General features: G+C 70.3%; 19 protein-coding genes. 2 read left to right on the top strand and 17 right to left on the bottom strand.

The features are described 5' to 3' along the window. Positions 1-21: 21 nt before the first annotated feature. Genes VKZ50_18370 through VKZ50_18350 form a run of 5 tightly spaced genes read right to left on the bottom strand, consistent with a single transcriptional unit; the run spans position 22 to position 2,978 of the window. A complete protein-coding gene (locus VKZ50_18370; GenBank protein HLJ61694.1) occupies positions 22-495 on the bottom strand; it encodes a (2Fe-2S)-binding protein in 474 nt (157 codons plus the stop codon). Beyond that, a complete protein-coding gene (locus tag VKZ50_18365) occupies positions 474-1,391 on the bottom strand; it encodes an FAD binding domain-containing protein (protein ID HLJ61693.1) in 918 nt (305 codons plus the stop codon). The genes VKZ50_18370 and VKZ50_18365 overlap by 22 nt, the downstream gene beginning before the upstream one ends. Next, complete coding sequence (gene pucL, locus VKZ50_18360) at positions 1,388-2,176, bottom strand: urate oxidase (GenBank protein HLJ61692.1); 789 nt, start codon at positions 2,174-2,176, stop codon at positions 1,388-1,390. The genes VKZ50_18365 and pucL overlap by 4 nt, the downstream gene beginning before the upstream one ends. After that, positions 2,173-2,616: a 2-oxo-4-hydroxy-4-carboxy-5-ureidoimidazoline decarboxylase gene (locus VKZ50_18355; GenBank protein HLJ61691.1), complete on the bottom strand. Its 444-nt coding sequence runs from the start codon at positions 2,614-2,616 to the stop codon at positions 2,173-2,175. The genes pucL and VKZ50_18355 overlap by 4 nt, the downstream gene beginning before the upstream one ends. Then, entirely contained in the window at positions 2,613-2,978 is a 366-nt protein-coding gene (locus tag VKZ50_18350; GenBank protein HLJ61690.1) for a hydroxyisourate hydrolase, read from the bottom strand. The genes VKZ50_18355 and VKZ50_18350 overlap by 4 nt, the downstream gene beginning before the upstream one ends. A gap of 136 nt (positions 2,979-3,114) precedes the next feature. Here VKZ50_18350 and VKZ50_18345 point away from each other — a divergent pair, with 136 nt between their 5' ends. Beyond that, positions 3,115-4,209, top strand: a complete 1,095-nt coding sequence (locus VKZ50_18345) for a BMP family ABC transporter substrate-binding protein (GenBank protein HLJ61689.1) — start codon at positions 3,115-3,117, stop codon at positions 4,207-4,209. Between the two features lie 52 nt (positions 4,210-4,261). On the opposite strand, the gene VKZ50_18340 is transcribed toward VKZ50_18345, so the two are convergent. The 4 genes from VKZ50_18340 to VKZ50_18325 all read right to left on the bottom strand — a co-directional run bounded on the left by VKZ50_18340 (position 4,262) and on the right by VKZ50_18325 (position 9,328). Next, positions 4,262-5,362 carry an XdhC/CoxI family protein gene (locus VKZ50_18340; protein HLJ61688.1) on the bottom strand — a complete coding sequence of 367 codons (1,101 nt, stop codon included), beginning with the start codon at positions 5,360-5,362 and terminating at the stop codon, positions 4,262-4,264. Positions 5,363-5,421: 59 nt separating this feature from the next. Then, a complete protein-coding gene (locus VKZ50_18335; protein HLJ61687.1) occupies positions 5,422-7,119 on the bottom strand; it encodes an AMP-binding protein in 1,698 nt (565 codons plus the stop codon). 307 nt (positions 7,120-7,426) lie between these two features. Continuing rightward, entirely contained in the window at positions 7,427-8,218 is a 792-nt protein-coding gene (locus tag VKZ50_18330; protein ID HLJ61686.1) for an SDR family oxidoreductase, read from the bottom strand. Positions 8,219-8,332: 114 nt separating this feature from the next. Continuing rightward, on the bottom strand, positions 8,333-9,328 hold the full coding sequence (locus VKZ50_18325; GenBank protein HLJ61685.1) for a dihydroorotate dehydrogenase-like protein: 996 nt from the start codon (positions 9,326-9,328) through the stop codon (positions 8,333-8,335). A gap of 478 nt (positions 9,329-9,806) precedes the next feature. On the opposite strand from VKZ50_18325, the gene VKZ50_18320 reads away from it, so the two are divergent. Next, a complete protein-coding gene (locus VKZ50_18320; protein HLJ61684.1) occupies positions 9,807-10,949 on the top strand; it encodes a hypothetical protein in 1,143 nt (380 codons plus the stop codon). A gap of 49 nt (positions 10,950-10,998) precedes the next feature. Here VKZ50_18320 and VKZ50_18315 read toward each other — a convergent pair whose 3' ends face one another. From VKZ50_18315 to acpP, 8 genes are all read right to left on the bottom strand, one after another. After that, complete coding sequence (locus VKZ50_18315; protein HLJ61683.1) at positions 10,999-12,456, bottom strand: hypothetical protein; 1,458 nt, start codon at positions 12,454-12,456, stop codon at positions 10,999-11,001. Next, positions 12,453-13,166, bottom strand: a complete 714-nt coding sequence (locus tag VKZ50_18310; GenBank protein ID HLJ61682.1) for an ABC transporter ATP-binding protein — start codon at positions 13,164-13,166, stop codon at positions 12,453-12,455. The genes VKZ50_18315 and VKZ50_18310 overlap by 4 nt, the downstream gene beginning before the upstream one ends. Then, on the bottom strand, positions 13,163-14,389 hold the full coding sequence (locus VKZ50_18305) for an FtsX-like permease family protein (protein HLJ61681.1): 1,227 nt from the start codon (positions 14,387-14,389) through the stop codon (positions 13,163-13,165). Before VKZ50_18305 ends, VKZ50_18310 begins: the two co-directional genes overlap by 4 nt. Before the next feature lie 7 nt (positions 14,390-14,396). Continuing rightward, positions 14,397-15,287 carry an ABC transporter permease gene (locus VKZ50_18300; GenBank protein HLJ61680.1) on the bottom strand — a complete coding sequence of 297 codons (891 nt, stop codon included), beginning with the start codon at positions 15,285-15,287 and terminating at the stop codon, positions 14,397-14,399. Between the two features lie 155 nt (positions 15,288-15,442). Continuing rightward, positions 15,443-15,961, bottom strand: a complete 519-nt coding sequence (locus tag VKZ50_18295) for an HIT domain-containing protein (GenBank protein HLJ61679.1) — start codon at positions 15,959-15,961, stop codon at positions 15,443-15,445. After that, complete coding sequence (rnc, locus tag VKZ50_18290; GenBank protein ID HLJ61678.1) at positions 15,958-16,704, bottom strand: ribonuclease III; 747 nt, start codon at positions 16,702-16,704, stop codon at positions 15,958-15,960. Before rnc ends, VKZ50_18295 begins: the two co-directional genes overlap by 4 nt. Before the next feature lie 2 nt (positions 16,705-16,706). Beyond that, entirely contained in the window at positions 16,707-17,945 is a 1,239-nt protein-coding gene (gene fabF, locus VKZ50_18285) for a beta-ketoacyl-ACP synthase II (protein ID HLJ61677.1), read from the bottom strand. Positions 17,946-17,999: 54 nt separating this feature from the next. Beyond that, positions 18,000-18,248: an acyl carrier protein gene (gene acpP, locus VKZ50_18280; protein ID HLJ61676.1), complete on the bottom strand. Its 249-nt coding sequence runs from the start codon at positions 18,246-18,248 to the stop codon at positions 18,000-18,002. Positions 18,249-18,280: the final 32 nt, after the last annotated feature.

The following is an 18,280-nucleotide window of genomic DNA, read 5'->3' as shown; positions in this document are numbered from 1 at the left end:
ATGACGAGATCAGCAGGGCGGTCACGGCGCTCCCCCGCGCATCCGCCGGGACGCGAGCCGCACCGCGTCGATGATCTTCTGGTACCCGGTGCACCGGCACAGGTTGCCGGAGAGCGCCTCGCGTACCTGCGCTTCCTCGGGAGACGGGTGGCGCTCGAGCAGATCGGCGGCGGCGACGATCAGGCCCGGCGTGCAGAACCCGCACTGCACCGCCCCGGTGTCGAGAAACGCCTGCTGAACCGGATGCAGCTCGCCGGCCCGCGCCAACCCTTCCACCGTCCGGACGTCCCGGTTCGAGGCCTGGGCGGCGAGCACGAGGCACGCGCAGACCAGCGTCCCGTCGAGCCACACCGAGCACGATCCGCACTCGCCTTGTTCGCACGCGTTCTTGGATCCGGGAAGCCCGAGATGATCGCGCAGCATCCCGAGCAGGCTCGCGCCCGGCCAGACCTCGGCCGTGTGCCACTCCCCGTTTACGCGCGTCCGGACGCGCATCCGGCCCTCCTGTCGTCCAGCGCCCACGTGAGCGCGCGACGCGCGAGCACGCGGCAGGCGTGCCGCCGGTAGGCGGCGGTGCTGCGGACGTCGTCGATCGGCCGCGCCGCCTCGGCGGCCAGGTCACCGAACCCCTCGACCGCGGCCGGCGGCACCGGTGCTCGCGGATCGTCCCAGGCGCCGGCCGCCGCGAGCGCTTTCGCGGCCGCCGCTTCGGCTTCCGGCACGCGCACCACGGTCGGCGCCACCGAGCCGAGCGCGAGGCGGACCGCCCGCTCGTCCTCATCCAGCACGAGACAGACGCCGGCGATCGCGATCACCATCGCATTCCGCGGGCCGACCTTGGAGAACGACCCGGGCCCGCGAGGGACCCGCCACCGGACGTCGACGATCAAACCGTCCGGGGGCAGCGCGGTCCGCTTGGGACCGATCAAGAACTCGCGCCACGACACGGCGCGCGGCCCTCCGGCCGCGGTGGCGATCACGATTTCCGCGTCGTAGGCAGCGAGCACGGGCAGGGCGTCCCCGGCAGGTGACGCCGTGCCTAGGTTGCCGCCGACGGTGCCCCGGTTCCGAATTTGCGGAGATCCCACGGAGCGCGATGCCTGCACGAGCGGCGCGCAGCCGCGGAGCGAGGCGATGATCGCGGTGTACGTCGCGCCGGCGCCAAGCGCGACGCGGCCGTCCAACAATCGACACCGCCGCAACTCCGCTAGGCCCGACAGGTCGAGGAGCGCGGGCGGCCGGCGCCGATCGAAGTTCAGCTCGACCATCACGTCGGTGCCGCCGGCGACCGGGACCGCCTCGGGTGTGGTCGCCTTGAGGGCGAGCGCCTCGTCGAGCGTGCGGGGCACCAGGACCTTCACCGGCCCGGCCGCCGCCGGTCCGTCCGTCACCGACCGAGCACCAACCCGATCGTGCCGTACGCCGGCCTGGGATCCGTATGCACGACGCGCCGCCCGCCGTCTGCGGACGCGACACTGTCCCACAGCCGGTTCTCGGCCTCGAACGCCACCTCGGTGATCGACGGAAACCGCTCGAGCAGCCGGCGCCCGATCTCGTGGACCAGTTGCTGGATCGATTCCGAGACGAACGCGTCGAACGTCTCGACGATGACCGCGCGCACCTCCAGGGACGGGACGCGCGCGTCGAACTCCCGATGGCGCCAGTGCGCGTCCAGGTAGATGAACAGCGGGCGATCGTGCGCCTCCGGCAGCGTCGTGTAGGCGTCGCGGATGAATCCGGCGAACGAGCTGCCCGTCAGCTTGACGAGCTTGAGGGACTCGCGGCCGCACCGGTGCCCCACCAGCCCGCCGGCATCGATCTCGAATTCCGCGACCCCGTAGTCCTCGAATCGCGGGCTGTACGAGATCGGTCCCTCGGCGGCGAACGGCAGCTCCCGCCCGCGCACGCGGACGTGTCCGACATGCGGATAGGTGGCGAGAAAGCGACGCGCCACGAACGCGCTGAACCCTTCGATGTCGCCCCCGCGATACTCGAGCGCGGCGGCGTGAATGAAGTTCTTCATTGAGTCGGTCGCGACGATCGCCGTGTTGTCCCCCGTGGTCCAGGCGTCGCGGAGCCGGTCTCCCGAGATGTCGAGCGCGATGTCGCCGGCGAACAGGCCGTCGGCGTCGGTGCGGTAGAACCGGACCGACGCCTTGCCGTACTGGATCTTCACGCTCCTGCCTCCCCGCCCGCCGCCCGGTGCGCCCGGTAGCGGGCGCGCGCGATCGCCACCAGATCGTGCACGCCCGTCCGCAACTCTTCCGCGCGCGTGCGCCCCAACCGTTCCTCGAGCACGCGCGCGATCACCGCGCGGCGCCGGCCGTTCACGAACACCACGCACCGGAACCCGAAGCGGTCCTCATACGCGCGGTTGAGCCGGACGAGCGCGTCCAGCACGGTGGGATCGACGTCGTCGCCCTGCTCGTGCGCCGCGCGCGCCGACATCGGTCCTGCACCGATGCGCGGATGGGCGTTCAGGGCCTCGATCAGCTCGTCCTCGGGTGCCTCTGCGAGCACCGCCGATATGTCACCGAGTGGATCCAGGCGTTCTGCGAGCCGCAGGACGAGACGCGTGCGGCCCTCAAACAATTCGGCCAATACGTCCGCGCTCAACTGCCGCGGTAGGTCGTGCATGCGAACGGCGAGACCAGCAGCGGGATGTGGTAGTGCCGGTCTGGATCCGTCACCGTGAACTCGACTTCGAGGCGCGAGATGAACGATGATGGGACCGCGAACACCAGCCGGTACGTCCCGCGCACGAGCGGGCCCGGCACGAGCGCGGAAATTCGCCCGTCGGCGTTCGTCACCGACGACGCGAGCCGCGTGCCGCCCCGGTACAATTCCACGCGTACGCCGACGGCAGGTTCGCCGCGCCCCGCGTCGAGCACGTGCGTGGAGATCGAGGGGCCCCCTGCCCCGCCGGTCGGCGCGTCGCCGCGGGCCGGGTCGGAAGATGCCCCTGAGGGAGTCACCATGGTAGATAACAGCCTACGGCTCCCGGGAGGCTCTCTCCTGCCCCGATCCGGCAGGACGTCCCTTGCCGGCCGCGAAACCGTAAGCCCAACCCGGGGCACGGACACCCGGCGAACGCAGTGGGCGGGAGGGATGCCGATGCGGGGTTGGGGACGGCAGGTCGGCGCGGCCTTGGCGGTCGCGCTCGTGGTCGCGCTCGTGGCCGGAGCGCCGGGGACGGCCCCCGGGGCGGGCAAACTCAAGGTGGCCTTTGTCTACGTGGGTCCCGTCGGCGACGCGGGCTGGACGTATGAACACGACCAGGGCCGGAAGTATCTCGAGGCGCACGACCCCAACGTCACGACGACCGCGGTCGAGAACGTCGCCGAGGGCGCGGACTCCGAACGCGTCTTCACCGACCTGGCCCGCAAGGGATACGGGCTGATCATCGGCACGTCGTTCGGGTACATGGACCCGATGCTCAAGGTCGCGGGCGAGTTCCCCAACGTCGACTTCGTCCACATCTCCGGCTTCAAGCGCGCCAAGAACATGATGACCGCGTTCGGCAAGATCGAGCAAGGGCGGTATCTCACCGGGATCGTGGCCGGCAAGATGACCAGGTCGAACATCATCGGGTACGTCGCGGCGCATCCCATCCCTGAGGTGATCCGCGGAATCGACGCGTTCACGCTGGGCGTGCGGTCGGTCAATCCGAAGGCGACCGTCCACGTCGTCTGGAGCAACACCTGGTACGATCCCGCGCAGGAGAAGGAAGCCGCGGACAGCCTGCTCAGCGTCGGTGCCGACGTGTTGACGCAGCACCAGGACTCGCCGGCGACCGTCCAGGCGGCGGCCGCCGTCGGCAAGTTCGCGATCGGGTACAACTCCGACATGAGCCGCTTCGGCCCCAAGGCGTTCCTCACCGCTCCGGTGTGGCACTGGGGATCGATGTATGCGTACATCGCCAAACAGGTCGAGGCCGGGACGTTCCACGGCGAGGACTTGTGGTGGGGCATGGACCGGGGCACCGTAGACATCGCGCCAATCGGCCCGATGGTGCCGACCGCAACGCGAGCGCTCGTCGCCGCGAAGCGGCAGGCGATCCTCGCCGGGACGCTCGACGAGTTCGCCGGACCGATCAAAGATCAGATGGGCATGGTGAAGGTGCCGGCCGGCGGCACCCTCGACCACGGGGCCCAGTCGTCACTCGACTGGTTCGTGCAGGGAGTCGTCGGGAAGATTCCGAGCAAGTAGACGTCTCCCTCGGGTTCCCGAACCCCGCGGGGCGTCGCCGCGCCCGGGGACGTTACGATGAGGCGGTCTTCGCCGCGGGCGCCGTCGAACGGAGCCCGGCGTCTCCTCTGAGGCGACCCGCGCGGAGCGCGACGATCTCGGCCGCGATCGCCACGGCCACTTCCTCCGGGGTGCGCGCTCCGATGTTGAGACCGATCGGCGCGTGAATTCTGGATAGCTGCTCCTCGGAGACCCCGGCCTCGACGAGCTTCCGCACCCGCGCCTCGTGCGTGCGTCGGCTCCCGAGGGCCCCGATGTAGGCCGCGGGCGTGGCGAGCGCGACCTGCAGCAGCGGGATGTCGAACTTCGGGTCGTGGGTCAGCACGCAGATTGCGGTCCGGCGGTCCACGCGGGCCGCCGCCAGGAACTCGTCCGGCCACCGGACGACGATCTCGTCCGGGCTCGGAAGCCGGTCCCGCGTGGCGAGCGCGGCGCGCGCGTCGCACACAACGACCCGGTATCCGAGGAACTTGCCGATGCGCGCCACCGCGTCGGCCTGCGTGGTTGCGCCGAAGACGTACATCTGCGGCGACGGGGCGAACGACTCGATGAACACCTCCGCGGGTTCGCGCTCCCCCGCGAGCACGTACGACCGCGCCCCGGTCTGCGCCTGCTCGAGCATCGCGCGCGCGTCGGCGGTTGCCGCCTGTTCCAGGCGTGCGTCGCCGAGGCGGCCGGCGGTCGCCTGCGAACTCACCAGCATCATCGTGCCCGGGCGCGTTCCGGTCACCGCGGTGACGAGGGCGGCCGCTTCCTCCCGGTCCGCAGCGTTCGCGAGCCGGGCGAGGATCTCCCCGGCTGGCGGATCGACCGGGTGGATGAAGACGTGGACGGTGCCGCCGCAGGAGAGCCCGACTGCGATCCCGTCCTCGTCGCTGATCCCGTACGTCACGCGCCTGGGTGTTCCGGACCGCATAGCCTCGAGGGCCTCCTCGATGACCGCGGTCTCCACGCACCCGCCCGACACGGATCCGAGCACTTCGGCGTCCTCGGTCACCGCAAGGGTTGCACCTGGGTCCCGAGGCGCCGACCGTTCCGTCGCGACGACCGTCGCGAGGGCGACCTTCCTGCCCCCGGCGGTCCAGCGCACTACCTGGTCGAGGATGTCTTTCACGGCGCTCTCTCCCTTCGCCCTGCGGCAGCGCGCCTCCTCCGACGCCCGCGCCGCGGCGCTTAGGCGCCGCCCGCGGTCCGCGCGGCGCTCGACAGCCCTCCGGCGAGGCGCTCGCGCAGCGCATACCGCATGATTTTGCCCGTCGGCGTGTGCGGGAGCGCGTCGACCAGCTCCAACCGCTTGGGCCACTTGTACCGGGCCAGCCCCTTCTCGGCCAGGAAGTCCCGGATCTCCGTGAGGGTGAGGGACGCACCCCCATGCGGGACGACGAAGGCGCACCCCTGCTGCCCTGCGCGAGGGGCGGGCATGGCGACTACGGCTACGTGGGCGACCTTGGGGTGCTGGTACAGGAGTTCCTCCACCTCGCGCGGATCGAGCTTCTGTCCGCCGCGGTTGATCATGTCGTCGGTGCGGGCGACGTAGGTGAAGGTGTCGCCGGGATTCCGCACCATGATGTCGCCGGACATGAACCACCCGTCCGGTTGAAACCGCTCGGCGATGAACTGCGGCTGCCGGTAGTACCCCGGCGAGAAGTTGGGGCCTCGCCCCCAGAACTCGCCGCGCTCCCCGGGTGCGGCGGTGCGTCCGCCGTCGCCGACGACACGCCACTCCCATCCGGGTCCGGTCCGGCCGACGGTGACGCTCGTCACTTCCAGCGGGTCGGTCGGCGTCGTGAACGTGTGCGCCAGCCCCTCCGTCCACCCGTAGAACGCCGCGAGCGCGCATCCCAGGCGCGCCTGCAACCGGCGGAGGATTTCGACCGGACACGGCGCGCCCGCGTACATCAGGAAGCGCAGCGACGACAGATCCCGCGCGTCCAGGTCCGGGCTCCGCGCGATGTCGAGCAGCATCGGCGGCGCGCCGACCAGGTGCGTGACCTGGTACCGCTCGACGAGCTCCAACGCCTTCGCGGCGTCCCACGCCTCCAGCAGCACCAGCGACGAGCCCGCCGCGAGTGCGCCCGTGAGGAGCGGGATGCCGAACGCGGTGAGGTGCGTGAAGGGCGTCACCACCAGCCACCGATCCGTCGGCCCCAGCTCGAACGCCTCGACATACTTCCGGCAGGCGTTCAACAGATTTGCGTGGACGTGCATCACACCCTTCGGGCGGCTGGTGGTCCCCGAGGTGAACATCAGCACGAAGAGGTCCGTCGAGACGGGATCCGGCGCCGCAACCGCGTCGCCGCGGTGCGTCTCCACCAGCTCGCGAAACGCGAGTTCCCCCGCCCCGCGTACGGCGATGATGTCGCGCAGATGCGGCAGCGCGGTCCGCACCTGACGGGCGAGCGCCACATGATCGGTACCCCGATACTCGCGGGGCACGACGACACCCCGCGCTTGCGTGAGGCCGAGAATGTACTCCATCTCAAAGGAGCGGTACGGGGGATGGATCAAGGTGGGCAGCACGCCGGCCCGAACCGCGCCGAGCACGGCGACGCAGAACTCACTCCAGTTGGGCAACTGTATGCCGAGGCAGTCGCCGGGCCGGTAGCCGAGATCCAGCAGGGCCGCCGCAAACGCCTCGCTCTGCGCCTTCAGGGCGCCCCAGGTCATCGTCGCCCCGTCCTGATCGACGATCACCGGGACGTCCGGCCGGGATGCCGCCTGGGCCGCCGCGAGGTCCCAGTACGTGTCCAACGACCACTCACCGGTCTTCAGATACCCCTGCACCCGCTCTGGCGTGAGGACCGTGTCCGGTCGACTGGCCAACTCGAACGCCCGCTGAAGCGTCAGCGCCGCCTTCTCCCCGGTGGTCATGGCGGACCTCCCGTGGCCGGGGATCTGCGCCCCGGCCGATCTCGGCGTCGCGCAGGCCAGCCCAACCAAAAAAAGCCGACCTCGACGCCGGTTCCGACCGCACGCCGCGGAGACCTGAACAGGCCCCTGCCGCCAAACGTACCGAACCGGCCGCGACGCGTCTATCGGGCGCGAACCCGATCTCTTCGCCGCCGCAAGGGCCCAGGTGCGACGGGCTGAGCCACAGCGTGCGGCCGACCATCGGCCGCACGCGTGGGGGCGAACCCGCCGGTGGTCGCATCGAACCGCCCCGACACAGCGACTGGCCCTACATCATCGCCCGCGTCGCGCCGCCGTCGATCAGGATCGTGGTTCCCGTGATGAAGCTCGCCTGATCCGACGCCAAGAACACCGCCATGTTAGCGAACTCGCGGGGTTCGCCGTACCGCCCCGCGGGGATGGTCGCGATGGCTTGCCGCTCGACCTCATCGGCAGTCTTGCCGGCCGCCTTAGCCACGGTCTCGTCAAGGGCACGTGTCCGGTCGGTCCGGATGCGGCCCGGCGCGAGGTTGTTCACGAGGATCTTGTAGGGCGCGAGTTCGAACGACAACGTCTTCGTCAACGCCACGACGCCGGAGCGGAACACATTGCTCAACACCAGTTGAGGGATCGGGATCTTCACGCCGGACGTGATGACCGTCAGGATCCGCCCGCCGCCCTGCGCCTTCATCGGTTCGACCGCCCCACGGATGAGCCGCACGGCGCTCATCAGGTTCTGCTGAAACGCCTGCTCCCACTGCGCGTCGGTCAGCGTGAGCCCCGACCCCGTCGGGGGTCCGCCGGCGTTGGCAACCAGGATGTCGAGGCGCCCAAACTGCGTGCGCGCCGTCTCCAGCAGGCGCTGCGCGCCCTCCGGCCGCGCCACGTCCGCGACCACCCCGACGGTCCTGCGGCGGGTGGATGTCGCCACCTCGCCGGCCGCTCGCCGAATCGCGTCCTCGCGGCGACTCCCCAGGACCACGTCCGCGCCGGCTTCCGCAAACCCCTGTGCGATCGCCCGTCCGATCCCGGCGCTTGCGCCCGAGACGATGGCGACACGCCCCGACAAGTCGATCTTCATCTCCGCCCCCTTTGATCAGCCGCGCCCACCCGACGCACCGGGTCGCGCGGTGATGCGACAGCATTCGATCCCGAGCGTTCCACTGTCCTGTGGCACGAGGTTCCCGCCACGGGCTTACTCGGACGCACCGTGTTGGAGGATGCGAATGTAGTTGGCGCGGTCGAACGCGGTGGGATCGCTCGTGGCCACGCGGCTCATCCGGCCGCGGATGCTCGCCACCGAGTCGAGACTGCGCACCTCGAGCCAGGACGTCAGGCCATCCAGCAGCGCTTTCATGTACCCAACGCCGTGTCGGATCAGGGCGGACGTCGTGGCCACGACATCCGCGCCCGCCAGCAGATACTTAATCACCTCGTCGGCCGTTTCCACGCCGGTGCTGGCGGCGAGGGACCCGCGCACCTGTCCGGCGAGCACGCCGATCCAGAGGAGCGGTAGGCGGATCTCGACTCGGCGGCTCAGCACCAGATCGCGTTGCAGCCGGAGCGCGGCGAGATCGATGTCCGGCTGGTAGAAGCGGTTGAACAGAACGAAGCCGTCGGCTCCGGCCTGGTCGAGCGCGCGCACCGTGTGCCCGACGGCGCTGAAGTACGGGCCCAGCTTCATCGCCACGGGCACCGACGCGACCCGTTTCACCGCCGCCAGCACGTCGAAGTAGTGCTGCTCGACCTGGGATCCGCTCAGCGACAGGTCGGACGGCAGGAGGTACACGTTCAGCTCGATCGCGCTCGCGCCCGCGTCCTGCACCTGCCGGGCATAGTCGGTCCACCCCTCGCCGGTGATACCGTTGAGGCTCGCGATCACCGGGATGTCCACTGCCTCGCGCGCACGGCGGATCAGGTTCAGGTATTGGTGCGTGCCGGCGCCGTATGCGCTGCTGGGCGGAAAATAGGATGCCGCCTCGGGCTGGCTCTCGGTGCCAGCGCCGAGCAGTCGCTCGAACGCGAGCGCCTCCTGCGCAATCTGCTCTTCGAAAATGGACGGCAGCACGACCGCGCCCGCGCCGCTGTCTTCGAGCCTGCGAATGTTATCGAGCTCCAAGGCGAGCGGCGACGCCGACGCGATCAGCGGGGTCCTCAGCGTGAGACCGAGATACGTCGTAGACAGATTCACCGGCCACCATCCTTCGTGCAGGCCTTCTGCGCGTCCCATAAGTACTTCGCGCCCGGGCGACGCGTGCCTCGTCGGGCACACCCGCCTCCGGGTATCACGTCGGCGGGAGACACGGCCAGCAGATCGGTGCGGCGTCACGCGGAGCCCAGCCGCGCGTGCGGCAGGAATTCCGTAGCCGGTCTCGGAACTCCCCATTTGGGGAACAATAACGAACGAACCCATGCGCCGCACACACTCTTCGCAGCCTTGGAGGCTCGCATCGGCCCCCGCGAGCGCACGCCGCCTGCTCTGCCTCGCGGCGGCGGCGGGGCTTGTTCTTCTTCAGGGGTCAACCGCAGGGATTGCTCAGTCGTATTCCATTCCCATCTCGCAGCCCGCGCCCGAGCCGAGCGGACCGGCACCGGGCGGGTCAACGCCCGGCACACCGATCCCGGGGACCCCGGCACCCGGTGGACCGGTGCCTGGGGGTCCGGTCCAGGTGAGCGTCACCGGCGGTCCCGCCCCCGTCAACACGCAGCGCCTCGGCATCGAAACCGCGGTCCGCGAGATGGTGCCCGAAGCGCGCGCGGCCCAGGTGACGCTGGTCTCGGCCGCGCCCGCGCTTGCTCCGCTGGACCCGTCCGCGGACGAGACCGTCCAGGCGACGGTCCAAGTCCTCGCGCCGGCACGCTCGCCCGAACGCGTGACGCTGCCGGTCGCGCTGGTGAACGTGGCGGCGCAGTGGTCGGACGCGCAGGTCCTGCTCGTCAGCAACAGCCCGGAGCGAATCGCGTTCGGGAAGGTGCTGTATAACGCGTCGCTCCCGAATGGGCAGACGGTCCGGCTCCTCTATCATCATCAGAACGGCTCGACGACGCAGCGCATGACGATCGAGGTTGCCTTGAGCAACCCTGCTCGGTCGCCGATTACGCTCTGGGTCAACGGGGCGAGCGGCGGGCCCGCCGCCGACGAGCTGTTGATCGGGCACGCCGCGGCGTACCGGTTCCTCGAACAGTACGGGCTTCACGCCGGCTTCCTGTTGCAGATCCCCGCGAACACGACCGTGCCGCTGCTGGTGCATGATCTGCCCCCGCTTGGCGTCGTCAGCGGAATCGCGCAGTTCACCCTCGTCGACGGCGATCGCCTGAATCTGCAGGTGTTCGCGCGGCTCGCGGGCGAGATGGATCCACCGACGGAGAGCTTCCAGTCCGACTTTGACAACGTGCATCAGCGCGGGGCCTTCACGGGTCCGAAGATTGAGCGCTCGCTGACGTTCGCCGCAGGCGGGCCACCGGTGCTCATGACCCTGGGAGACAACGCCGATCTGCTTCACGAGGGCGCCACGGGCATCGCGCTCCAGGGCAACTACGGGGTGATCTACACCTTCAACGTGCTGGTCAGCAATCCCACGTCGGACCCCGCCGTCGCCGCGCTCGTCATGCACGCGGACGGGGGGCAGGCGCGGGGTACGTTCCTCATCGACAACCAACTCATCAACGGCCCGACCGTCCAGCCGAACGCGCCGCAGGTGATCACAACGATCCACTTGGCGCCGGGCGCCAGCCGAACGCTCCGGGTCACGACGATGCCGGAGAGCGGATCGAACTACCCCGTCCACCTCCTCCTCGGCCCGCCGCCGTAGGCGCGCTGCCGGGCCGGGGCGCGTTACCGAGACTCGCTGCCGGCGCCCTCTACCACGCCACGTAGGTTTCCGACGCGCCCTCCCCGGTCCACGCGAACGGACGGCCGTCGATCGTTCCGCTGACATCGTCCACGGTCCGCAGCTGCAGGAACGCGCGCTCCCGTACCGCGCCGCCGCTCGCGCCCAGCGGCGAACTGGCCAGCGCGTCCCACACGCGAGCGCGTACGTGGACCCGGTCAGAACCGGACGCGGCGTCGAGGTCGATCTCGCCCGGAACGCGCACGTGGCGGCCCCGCATCACCGGCCCGGCGTGCCACCCGTGGTAGGCGAGACGCTTCACCTCGAACACGCCTACGAAACCGTTAGCGGCGGCGGTCTCTGGCGCCCACAGGAACAGCGCCGCCGGGCGCACGGCGGCGGCGAGGCCCTCTTCCGGGGCGTGCAGCGCGCCGTAGAGCATCGCGCCGGTCCCGGCGGACGCCTCTCCCCATTCCCAGGTGACGCCGCGCCACGTGCCCCAGTTGTGGTCGTGGTACGCTTCGGCGCGCGTCAAACGCAGCACCCCGCCTCGCGTGGCGATCGTACCGGTGAGCCATCCACGCAGCACCGGGACGACGTAGCCTGATCGCAACGCGCTCTCCTCGGTTTCCGCGGGCGGCAGGTACAGACCGGGGACCGGTGTGAGCGTCAGGTCGGCGTCGAGCCGAGGGTCGCGCACCACGATCCGATAGCCGCCTGACGAGACCCAGACGCGTGCCGGGCCGATCCGCTGGGCCGCGGTCGCCGTCGCAAGATCGCGCGGCCTGACGGCCGCCGCAACGACAACGTCCTCGACCGGCTGCCCCGGTCGCCGGAGGCGCAACACGATCGCCCCCCGTCCCGTTCCGCCGGCGAACAGCGTGAGATAGCCGTACGTCCGGGACGCCGGATCCAGAAAGGTCAGGTAGTCCCACTCGGCCCACGTCGCCCGCTCTGCCGCCGTGGGTTCGTGGAACCCGTCGATCCGATCGTAGAAGGCCGTCGAGACGGGATTCAGCCACGCGCGGTCCGCCCTGGTATCCGACGCGCCGGGCACGCCCTCGTGCGCACCGGCGGCGCGGTCGAGCGACGGCACGCCCGCCGACGCGACGGCCGGCGCGACTCGCGCGCGCACGCGGACGTAGATTTGGCGGTCGCGCATCTCGGGCGCCGCGCTCGCGACCGCGGCGCCGAACCGCGGCCCGAGCAGCACCTCACGGGTGACGAACGCGGCGTTCGGAATCGAGAAATAGAGGCCGGTTACGCCGTTGACCTTCAGCACCGCGGGGTCGACACCCGCAGGCAACAGGACGAGATCGCCGCCGGCGGCGAGGTTGGGATCACGCGCCTGCGCGAGCAGCGCCTCCCCCACCGAGAGCAGCGAAATCATCACGGCAACGCCCATGCCGTACCCCAGCAGCAGGAGCGCGGCCCGCCACGGCCGGTCCGCCAAGCTGCGCCAGGCGAGCAGCCAAGGCACCCGTGTCATGCGATCGCGCCGTCCTTCATCCGGACCGCGCGGTCCGCCATCCCCGCGAGCTCGGGGTTATGGGTCACCATCACGACCGCGATCCCGTCGCGGCTCAGGTCATGCAGCAGCGCGCCGATCTCGTGACCGGTCGCCTCGTCGAGCTCACCGGTAGGCTCGTCCGCGAGCACGATCTGGGGGCGATTCGCGAGGGCCCGCGCAATCGCCGCGCGCTGCATCTCGCCCCCGCTGAGCTGGCCGGGGCGGTGGTGCACCCGGGCCGCTAGGCCGACGCGCCCGAGCAGCGCCCTGGCGCGGTCGCGCCGCTCGGCCTGCGGCACGCCGGCCTCCATCATCGGCAGCAGCACGTTCTCCTCGGCCGTCAGCATCGGCAGCAGGAAAAATCGTTGAAACACAAACCCGATGTGGAACAGCCGCAGCCGCGCCAGCGCTGCGTCCGTCAGGTGTGCCGTGTCGTGGCCGAGCACGTCGACGCGTCCCGCGGTCGGCACGTCCACCCCACCGAGGAGGTGCAAGAGCGTGGATTTGCCGCACCCGCTGGGGCCAAGGATCGCAAGGCAGACGCCGCGTTCGACCTCGAGGCTCACGCCCCGGAGCGCGTGCACGACACCGCCCGGCATCTCGTAGTGTTTCGCGACATCGCGGGCCGACACGACCACGCGTCCCGTCGCCTCCGGACCGCCGGCCGCCCCGTTGCGCCCGGCGATCACGACTGCACCTCCGCGTGCAGCGTCGTGGCGATCCTGAGGCGAGACGCGACCACGGCGGGGTACAGACCGCCGGCCGCCCCGGTCCCGATCAGCAGCGCGACGGTGCGGGTCACGGCCGCCGCGGTCAACGTGAAGAAGTGGAGGCTCTCCGGCACCCCGGGCGCACCGCGCAGGATCGCATCGAGGTTGCCGCTGATCCCGAGTCCGAGCAGGAACGCGCCCGGCAGACTGACGACACTGAGGGCCACCCCCTCGAGGACGATCACGGCCCCGACGCGACTCCGCGTCATCCCGAGCGCGCGCAGGACGGCGATTTCTCCGAGGCGCTCGCCGAGCGACAGCGTCACGATCGCCGTGATCAGCAGGAAGGACACCGCGAGGCTGAGGGTGCTGAGGATCAGCGCGAACTGGTTGAAGTAGGTGAGCCGCCCGCCCGCCCGTGCGATGAATCGCCCGACGCTCAGCGCATCGACACGGGGATCGCGCGCGTTAGTCCACGCGACCACCGCGCCGACGCGTGCGGGGTCCGAGATTCGGACCAGAATCAGCGACGCGGCGCCCGGCGCGACATCCCGCACCCGGCGGAGATCCATGGTGCGCAGCGCGATCGACCGCTGGGTCGCGAGATCGACGTAGAAGTCTGCGATGCCGACGACCCGCGCGCGCAGCGACCCGGACGCCCCGTTCAGCCCGGGGACCGGCGCGCCGGACAGCACCAGGTCGTCGCCGATCCGCACCCCGTCGAGATGCGCCATGTTCCGATTGACGACGACGGCCACCGTGGCGCCCGTCCCGTTCGGGGGTTCGTCGCGCCCTCCGCTCGGAAGGTCGCGGCCCTGCAGCACCGTGTACACCCCGCTGCCGCCGTCCGGGACGCCGAGCGCGAACGAGGCAAACGTCGCGCGCCCCCGGCCGACGTAGACGTTGGTCGCGACGACCGGGACCGCGGCCGTGACGCCGGGACGTCCCGCGATGCCCGCGGCGAGCCGATCCGCATCCGGGATCTGCGCGTCCCCGGAGAACGGCAACGTGCCTTTCGGGACGACGCGAATCGCGAACCCGAGACGGCCGAGGAGCTGGCCGAGGCTTGCCTCCAACCCACCCGCCAGCATCGTCATGTCGAGCAGCAGCGCGCCGGTCACGCACAGCCCGAGCACCACGAGCGCGGTGCGGACCGGGTTTCGGCGCAGCGTCCGCGAGGCGAGGAACCCGAGTGCGGTCATCGCGGGGCTACCGCCCGAGTTGATCGAGCGGCCGGCGCCGGAGCAGCCGCCACGCGGTCGCGGCGCCCGCCGCGACCCCGAGCACCACCGACAGCGCGACCGCCTCGGCCACGAGCGGCCAGGTGATCTGCGAGAACACGAGCGGCGTGTCGAACAGCCGCTGGTAGTAGAGGTTGATCGCGGCCGACAGAACGTACCCGAGCCCGACACCGACGAGGCTGCCCGCGAGCGCGACCCCGGACGCGATCAGGAGCACCGCGGCCGCGACGCTGCGACGCGAGATCCCGACGAGCCGCATCAACCCCACCTGGCGCCGCATCTCCTCGCCGCGGAGAGTCATGATGGCAAGGAGGAACACGCTGCTTGCGACGATCGTGACGACACTGATGGCACGGTGGAAGCGCGCGATCACTTCGAAGGTGGTGGACCCGCGTGCCGCCAGGTCCGCGGCGGTGTAGGCGCGGAATCCGAGCGGAAACGCGTTGAGGCGGGCCGTCACGTCGGTCCCGCGCGCCGGCGGTCGCACGCGGACGACGATGCTGTCCACGTCATCTCGGCCGCCGTCGAGCGCTTGGAGATCCGGCAGGTGGAGCCGCACGTCTACGCGCGTGCGCGAGATTTCGGTCGGGTATTCGGCCGGGCGGTAGATCTGTGCCACGCGAAACGCACGCCACGGCCCCGCCGCCGTGAGCGACAGCTCCACGAGATCGCCGGCGGTGACCCCGAGCAGCCGCGCGGATCGGTCCGTGAGCGCCAGCGGTGGCGCGGCGGTGTCGGCCACCGCCGCCGCAGCCGTTCCGGCTCTTGACGGTGGCCCACCCTGCGCCGCACCGGGCGCGCGGAGGGGCCACAGACCGGACGTGAGGACCCCGACCAGCAGCCCGACCGATAGCACCACGATGGCTCGACGCCGCAGGTCTGAAACCCTGTTGTAAACGCGGGGACGCACCCTTCCATGATAGCAAGCAGCGTGCCTGCGCGTATCACATCGCTGCTACGCGGGGCGCGGCAGGGGTTCGACGCCACACCGTCGGGTAAAACGGGGCGGTGGGATCAGTCGTCCCGCGTTCGGCCCGGATCGTCCCGTTCCGCGGCCACCTTGAGCGGTCCCACCAGGCGGTCGTAGGTCGCGGTCAGATCCTCCGGCAACACCTTCACCTCGCCGACCACGGGCATGAAGTTGGTGTCGCCAATCCAGCGGGGCACCACGTGGATGTGCAGGTGGTCATCGATCCCGGCACCCGCGGCGCGTCCCAAATTCATGCCGACGTTGAAGCCCTCGGGCCGGTACTCTCCGGTGACCGCCTGCATCGACGCCGTCATCAGATGGAACAGCTCGAGCCGTTCGTCCGCGGTGAGGACGTCGGGGCGCGCCACGTGCCGCCGCGGCACGACCATCAGGTGGCTCGAGTTATAGGGGAACGCATTCAGGATGACGAACGCGTGCCGGCCCTGATACAGGACACCGTGCTCCCGGTCGCGCCCCTCGCTCGGGAGCGAGCAGAAGATGCACCCCTCGGTCCGGGACGCTTTAATGTACTGAAGCCTCCACGGCGCCCACAGCTGCTTCACCCGGCCTGGCCCCGCCGAAGCTGCACCAGCGCTTCCTGGGCGGCCGCCTGCTCGGCCTCCTTCTTGCTCCGGCCCCGACCCTCGCCGAGGGTCCGCCCGCTCACCTCGACGACCGCCACGAAGACGCGGCTGTGGTCGGGTCCCTCCTGGCCCGTGATCCGGTACCGGGGCAGGCGGCGTTCCCGCTGCTGAACGAGTTCCTGCAACTGGCTCTTGTAGTCCCCTTCCCCCGGCTCTTCGAGTCGCGCCAGGTCCTCGGCGAACCACCGCATCACGCAGTGGTGCGCCACGCCGTAGCCCGAGTCGACGTACACCGCGCCGACGACGGCCTCGAGCACGTCGGCGAGCAGCGACACTCGGCTGCGCCCGCCGCCCTTTTCTTCCCCGCGGCCCAGCACCAAGTATCGCCCGAGGTCCATCGCCCGTGCCACGTGCGCCAGCGGCCCCTCGCTGACGACCGCCGCGCGCAGCCGCGCGAGATCGCCCTCGAGACGAGTTGGGAACATCCGGTACAGGTGGTCGCTGATCGCCAGGTTCAGGACAGCGTCGCCGAGGAACTCCAACCGCTCGTAGTTGTCACCGTGTTGGCTGCGGGCGTCGGAGCCCACGGACCCGTGGACGAGCGCTGTGTGCAGCAGCGACCGATCGCGAAAGCGCACGTCGAGCTTCGTCTCGAGTTCGGCCAATAGCGCTTCCCGTTCCGGCGACAGCACGCCGGGACTGCCAGGGGGCAGTCCGTTCACAGTCAGGACGGCCTCCGCACGATCAGGATCGCGTTGTGGCCGCCGAAGCCGAACGCGTTCGACATCGCGATGTCCACGCGTGCCGCGCGGGCGACGTTGGGAATGTAGTCCAGGTCGCAGTCGGGATCGGGCACTTCGTAGTTGATCGTCGGCGGCAGTTTCTCACGCTCGATCGCAAGGGCGCAGGCGATCAGCTCGACCCCGCCGGCGGCGCCCAGGAGATGGGCGGTCATCGATTTGGTCGAGCTGACCGGGATGCGCTTCGCGGCGTCGCCGAACACGCGCTTGATCGCGAGCGTCTCAAACTTGTCGTTGTACACCGTACTCGTGCCGTGGGCGTTGATGTAGCCGATCTCGGCCGGCTCGACGCGCGCGTCGTCGAGGGCCATTTCGATCGCCCGCCCTGCGCCGTCTCCTTCGGGGTCTGGCTGGGTGATGTGGTACGCATCCGCGCTCATGCCGTACCCCGCGAGCTCCGCATAGATCCGGGCGCCGCGGCGCTCCGCGTGTTCCCATGCCTCCAACAGCACGACGCCCGCGCCTTCTCCCATGACGAACCCGTCCCGACCGGCATCGAACGGGCGGCACGCCTGCGCAGGTGCATCGTTGCGCAGACTGAGCGCTTTCATCGAGCAGAACCCCGCCAGGCTCAACGGGGTGATCGCTGCCTCCGCCCCGCCGCAGATCATCGCGTCGGCACCGCCCCGTTGAATGATGCGCAGCGCTTCGCCGACCGCGTGCCCGCCCGTGGCGCAGGCGGACACGATCGAGAAGTTCGGGCCGCGCGCGCCCACCTGGATACTGACGGCGCCCGAGGCCATGTTGATGATCATCATCGGGGCGAAGAACGGACTGACGCGGCCGGGGCCCCGGTCCCTGAGGATGTCGTGTTGCTCTTCCCAGGTGTGCGCCCCGCCGATGCCTGACCCGATCACGACGCCCACGCGGTCACGGTTCTGCGGGCCGATCGCAAACCCCGCGTCGTCCAGGGCCAGCCGCGTCGCGGCGATCGCGAGATGCACGAACCGGTCGTTGCGGCGAACTTCCTTCCGATCGAGGTACGCCGACGGATCGAAATCGGCCACTTCCGCCGCGATCTGGCAGTCGAACGGCGTGGGATCAAAGGACACGATCCGGCGCACGCCCGACCGCCCCTCCATGAGGGCGTTCCAGAACGCGTCCTTACCCGTGCCGATCGGGCTGACGACACCGACACCGGTAACGGCTACGCGCCGACCCATTTCCGCTCCATCGTGTCCAGGCTGTCGCCCCTCGCAATCTCCGAGCCCACGCGGCTACTCTGCCGGCGCCTCGGTGTGACTCTCGATGTACTTCACGGCCTCCCCGACCGTGGCGATCTTCTCGGCGTCTTCGTCGGGGATTTCTAGGTCGAACTCCTCCTCGAGCGCCATCACCAGTTCGACCACGTCGAGCGAATCCGCGCCGAGGTCCTCCACGAACTTGGACTGCGGCGTCACCTCCCCCGCCTCGACGCCCAACTGCTCTACGACGATCGCCTTGACCCGATCGAACACCGGTGCCATCCTACCACCCCCTGAGTCTTCCGTCCGCTGTA

The organism is bacterium (assembly GCA_035295165.1).
GTDB lineage: Bacteria > Sysuimicrobiota > Sysuimicrobiia > Sysuimicrobiales > Segetimicrobiaceae > JAJPIA01.
This window is presented reverse-complemented; position numbering and strand designations above follow the sequence as displayed.